The 4,263-nt window shown below is 63.3% G+C and carries 6 protein-coding genes; 4 read left to right on the forward strand and 2 right to left on the reverse strand.

All coding sequences use genetic code 11. The features are described 5' to 3' along the window. Positions 1-199 (forward strand): winged helix-turn-helix transcriptional regulator (locus tag ACI944_RS12370; protein ID WP_411719349.1); only part of this gene is annotated, 199 nt, incomplete at its 5' end. Between the two features lie 5 nt (positions 200-204). Here ACI944_RS12370 and ACI944_RS12375 read toward each other — a convergent pair. Continuing rightward, positions 205-1,287: a sensor histidine kinase gene (locus ACI944_RS12375; RefSeq protein WP_411719350.1), complete on the reverse strand. Its 1,083-nt coding sequence runs from the start codon at positions 1,285-1,287 to the stop codon at positions 205-207. Positions 1,288-1,552: 265 nt separating this feature from the next. Next, the gene (locus ACI944_RS12380; RefSeq protein WP_411719351.1) at positions 1,553-2,590 is read right to left on the reverse strand and encodes a tyrosine--tRNA ligase; all 1,038 of its coding nucleotides are present in this window, start codon (positions 2,588-2,590) and stop codon (positions 1,553-1,555) included. Between the two features lie 337 nt (positions 2,591-2,927). On the opposite strand from ACI944_RS12380, the gene ACI944_RS12385 reads away from it, so the two are divergent. The 3 genes from ACI944_RS12385 to yqeC all read left to right on the forward strand — a co-directional run. Next, positions 2,928-3,344 carry a DoxX family protein gene (locus ACI944_RS12385; protein ID WP_411719352.1) on the forward strand — a complete coding sequence of 139 codons (417 nt, stop codon included), beginning with the start codon at positions 2,928-2,930 and terminating at the stop codon, positions 3,342-3,344. 117 nt (positions 3,345-3,461) lie between these two features. After that, positions 3,462-3,707, forward strand: a complete 246-nt coding sequence (locus tag ACI944_RS12390; RefSeq protein WP_411719353.1) for a transcriptional regulator — start codon at positions 3,462-3,464, stop codon at positions 3,705-3,707. A gap of 59 nt (positions 3,708-3,766) precedes the next feature. After that, positions 3,767-4,263: selenium cofactor biosynthesis protein YqeC (yqeC, locus tag ACI944_RS12395; RefSeq protein ID WP_411719354.1), on the forward strand; the 497-nt coding region annotated here is incomplete at its 3' end.

Genomic DNA, 4,263 nt, shown 5'->3' on the forward strand with positions numbered 1-4,263 from the left:
CAAACGATCGACGGACGCGAACTCCCGGACGCTCTCTCGGGTCCTCGACGACCTCCAAGAGACGGGGTTCGTCGAGCGCCGTCTAGAGGAAGACGCCCCGGTCGCAACATACTACTCGCTCACGGAGAAGGGACGATCGCTGTGTCCCGTCTTCGACGAGATCGAGGCGTGGGCCGACGACTGGCTCGAAGGGATCTGAGAACGCTACAGTCCGCCGTCGGCGTTTCTCCGGGTTGAGAGTGCCTCCGAGCGCCGCAGTCGCAGGCGGACACAGTTCCCGCCGATGTCGCTCTCCCCGAAAGAGAGCTGCCCCCCCGAGCGCTCGACGGTCCACTTGACGAGCCACAGCCCGAGTCCGCGGCCGTGGTGCGTCTGCGTGATTTCCGCCTCACCGGTGATCACCTCGCGGTCAGCCGGCGGAATGGGCGGCCCGTCGTCCGCGACAGTCAGATCGAGCCACTCCCCCTCCGGCCCCGGTTCGATCCGGACGACAACTCGGGGATCGGACACGGGGTTGTGTTCGATCGCGTTCTCGACCAGTCCATCCACCGCCCCCCGAAACCCCGTCGTCACGACGACCGAGGCCGCTTCGGGAATGTCGGTTTCGATGCTCGCCGACGAGTGGCGGTCGCGAAAGCGCCCGACCACGTTGTGGAGGATCGGCACGATATCAACCGTGGTCGCGCTGGCGGCTCGGGTGTCCAGCACGCGATTGATCTGCATCGCCTCGTCGCTCAGCTCCCGCAGCTCCTCGGCGGCCTCCTTCGCCTCCATCGCGGCCCGTTCGGTTTCCGCGTCGTCCGGATCGGATTTCGAGAGCAACAACTCGACGTTGCCACCGATCACGGACGCCTTGTTGCGCAGGTTGTGCCGAAGAAGCCGGTTCAACACCTTCAGTTGGCGCTCGCGCTGTGTTGTCTCCGTCAGGTCGGTGTAGACCGCGTAGCCGTCGACGACGCTCTTGACGTCGGCGTAGGGGATCCCCCGATACAGAAACTCCCGAAGCCCCGAGGCCGTCTGTCGCTGGACCTGCTGATAATTTATCTCACCGCCTGCGGTCCGTCGGTCCAGCATCGACGCCTCCTCGCAACGCCACGGCGGAACGATACGCTCGTTCAGATCGGTCCCGAGGAGCTCATCTCTCGGGTACCCGAACTGCTCGACAAACGCTTTATTAACGCCTCTAACGATCGGATCCTCGTCGACCAACTCGAAGGCGACGATGGCATCCTGAATGTGTTCGATCAGGTGTCGTAGCCCGTCGGCTGACGCGGTATCCGGTAGCATACTCAAAGAGGTGGTGCCGCCGTCATAGGCGTCAGATCACGGTTTGACTGCAGCGACATCATCGGCCAGACCACGCGCCATTCGCTCGCTGATCGAGTCGTATGCCGTCCACTCACTGACCGGGCCACACACCGTCTGCCTCCGACGATATCGACCATCGTGCCGTAGAATGTCCGCATAAATGAATAAATGTATCGTGATTCGCAAAATAAGTCGCAAAAAAGTATACCGTCACCCGATAGACCGTCTACGTCCGCTCGCTACGTCACCCGTGGGTCTCGGGGTACGCTGAGGCAAGGAGTTCTGGCTCCTCGGAGAGGCGCTCCCGTACCGGGTCGATCACGTCGGAGATTGCGGTCGCCACTGCAGGCTTGAGATCGGCAGGGTGGAGTTCGCCGGAGACGAAATCCGACTCGAGGCTGTCGTAGCCGTCGTAGGTGAGGTTGCCACCGTACTCCTCGGGTCGTTCGACGACGAACGATCGCCCGCGCTCCTCAAGAATTGGGAAGACGAGAAAGCGGAGGTACTCTAGAACGCCGTTATCCTCGGCCTCGCCCGCGGGGCAGTAGGCGCCCCCGATCTTCTCCTCGACCGCATTGTCGTCGTCGGTGAGGTTGATCTTCGAGCCGGCCTCGGAAGCGGACATCTTCCCACCCGAGAGCCCCGACAGCAGCGGTGCGAACACGCAGGCAGGCTTGTCGTACCCCTGTGACGGAAGCTGCTCGCGGGCGAGCATGTAGATTCCGCGCTGGTCGATCCCGCCGTAGGCAATGTCGGCATCGAGGGCGGCAACGTCAAGCGCCTGCATGAGCGTGTAGACGAGCCCGCCGAGTTTGGGGTTATCCGACTGTCTGACAACCTCGCTACCGGCCCGCTGGGCGCGTGAGAGCGTCGTCTCGGCGAGCATCCGGTAGAGGTCCATCGTGTAGGGGGCCTCGAGTTGGAACTCCGTGCCCCGGACGAAGGAGACGCCCGAGGGATCCGCGCCGGCGGCGCCGATCATCGCCTCGATCGCGGTCCGGTAGTACTCCGAACGGGCGTCCAGAAGCTCGAAGGGGCTCTTGGCGTCGTCGAGGTGCGCGTGGAGGTCGGCCACGAGCACCGTCACGTTGATGCCGGCCTCAAGAAAGTCGGCGAGCTTCCGCATCGTGGTGAAGTGGCCGATGTGCATCTCACCGGTCGGGGCGTAGCCGACGTACGCCGTCGGCCCGTCCGATTCCTCGAACAGCGCCTCGATCTCGGATTCCTCGATGACTTCCTCGGTGAACCGCGTGACCAGTCCGGTCCGCTCGGCCGTGTCCATGGGCGTGGTTCCGCGAGACGGCCGATAAAACGTTCGGGTGGCCAAGTCCTTGCCGTGTGTTGTCACATCTTGATTCGGAAGGACCTCCCGATCCGCTGGTGGGCGCTTCTCCGGTCGGTGCCTCTCCAGTCGGTGCCCGTTCGGCTGGCTCTCAGGTGGGCACGCCCGCTCGCTGGGACGGCACCCACCTGCCGAACCGCCTAACACGAGTGTTACCTGGTATCCCCAGTGTTGCCAAACTGATATAATAGTTCGAATCCGTACCTACTTGTGTGATGTTACTACTAACGGACGCAGATCGACCCGAACCCGAACTCACCGTTCAGATGGGGGAACGATGACGTTCGCCACGTCGGGCGCCGAGATCGCCTTCCTGCTCGCCAGGGTGCTCTTCGGTGGCGTATTGGCGTTTACCGGGCTCAACCACTTCACCGGCGTCGAGGGGATGGCCGAGTACGCGGCGTTCAAAGGAATACCGTTCCCGAAGCTCTCGGTTCTCGGTAGCGGCGGCCTGCTCGTCTTCGGCGGCGTCTCGCTTGTCGTCGGGGTCGTCCCCGCACTGGGGGCCGGCGCGCTCGCGTTATTCCTCCTTGTGTCGGCGATCACAATGCACGACTTCTGGAACGCCGAGGGTGAGGAAAAACAAGAAGAGATGACGTCGTTTCTCAAAAACATCTACGGCGTCGGCGCCGCGCTGGCGTTTCTCGCCGTCGCCGGAACCACGTGGCCATACGCGCTCGGCGTCGGGGTGTAGACCGAACCCCCATACGTCTTTTAACACCGCAGCCGACAGTATCGGACGTTTGCGACCATCTCACGAATCGACGAACGAACGGGTACTTATAAGAGGGTTGACGGTAGAGATTTGAATATGACATACACGTGTAAGGCCTGCAAACGGACGTTTACCGACGAACTTCAATACGAGCTCCACCGCGACACTTGCTCCTCGGAGGGCCTCGTCTGTGAACGCTGCGGCGAGCGCTTCGCCGAGCGGGCGGCGACCCGAGACGGCTGGCACTACGCCTGCCCCAACGACGACTGTGAGGGGGCAGGGATCGGCGAGGACCTCCACTCCGTACGCGATTTCAGCGTCGCGCCGAACGCGAAGCAGTAGTCCGGAATCCGCCAACCTCGGGCACCAAGATTTATACACCACGGTCGGAACCGTCCGACATGGACCTTCGGCAGGCCTTCGGGCCGGGGAACGTCGTCTCCGTCGTCGGAGCGGGCGGCAAGAAATCAACGCTGTACGCGCTCGCGGCGGCCCTCGACAGCGCCGTCGTGACCGCGACGGTCCGGATCCCGCTCTTTGACGGGCAGGTATCCGAGTTACACGTGGCTGCCGACCCGGAGCGTGTCGTCCGAACGGTCGATACCCGACCGCTCGGCATCGTCCCGGAGCGTGACGGGGATCGAAACCGATACCTCGGGTACGACCTCGAATCGATCGACGCGCTCGCGGCGTCCACCGACGACACGATACTTATAAAAGCTGACGGAGCGCGGACCCGCTTATTCAAGGCTCCGGACGACGACGAACCGCGGGTACCGGACTCGACAGACCTACTCGTCCCAGTCGCGAGCGTCCAGGCCGTTGGCAAGCCCCTCGATCCGGAGCACGTCCACCGTCCCGAACGGGTCGCGGCACTCACGGACCTGTCGCTTGGCGA

The sequence above is a fragment of the Natronomonas sp. genome (assembly GCF_046710025.1).
In the GTDB taxonomy this organism is placed as follows: domain Archaea; phylum Halobacteriota; class Halobacteria; order Halobacteriales; family Haloarculaceae; genus Natronomonas.

Coding starts and splice junctions, on each gene's coding strand:
- ACI944_RS12385 (WP_411719352.1), top strand. CDS start 2,928: ATGACGTTCGCCACGTCGGGCGCCGAGATCGCCTTCCTGCTCGCCAGG.
- ACI944_RS12380 (WP_411719351.1), bottom strand. CDS start 2,590: ATGGACACGGCCGAGCGGACCGGACTGGTCACGCGGTTCACCGAGGAA.
- ACI944_RS12390 (WP_411719353.1), top strand. CDS start 3,462: ATGACATACACGTGTAAGGCCTGCAAACGGACGTTTACCGACGAACTT.
- ACI944_RS12375 (WP_411719350.1), bottom strand. CDS start 1,287: ATGCTACCGGATACCGCGTCAGCCGACGGGCTACGACACCTGATCGAA.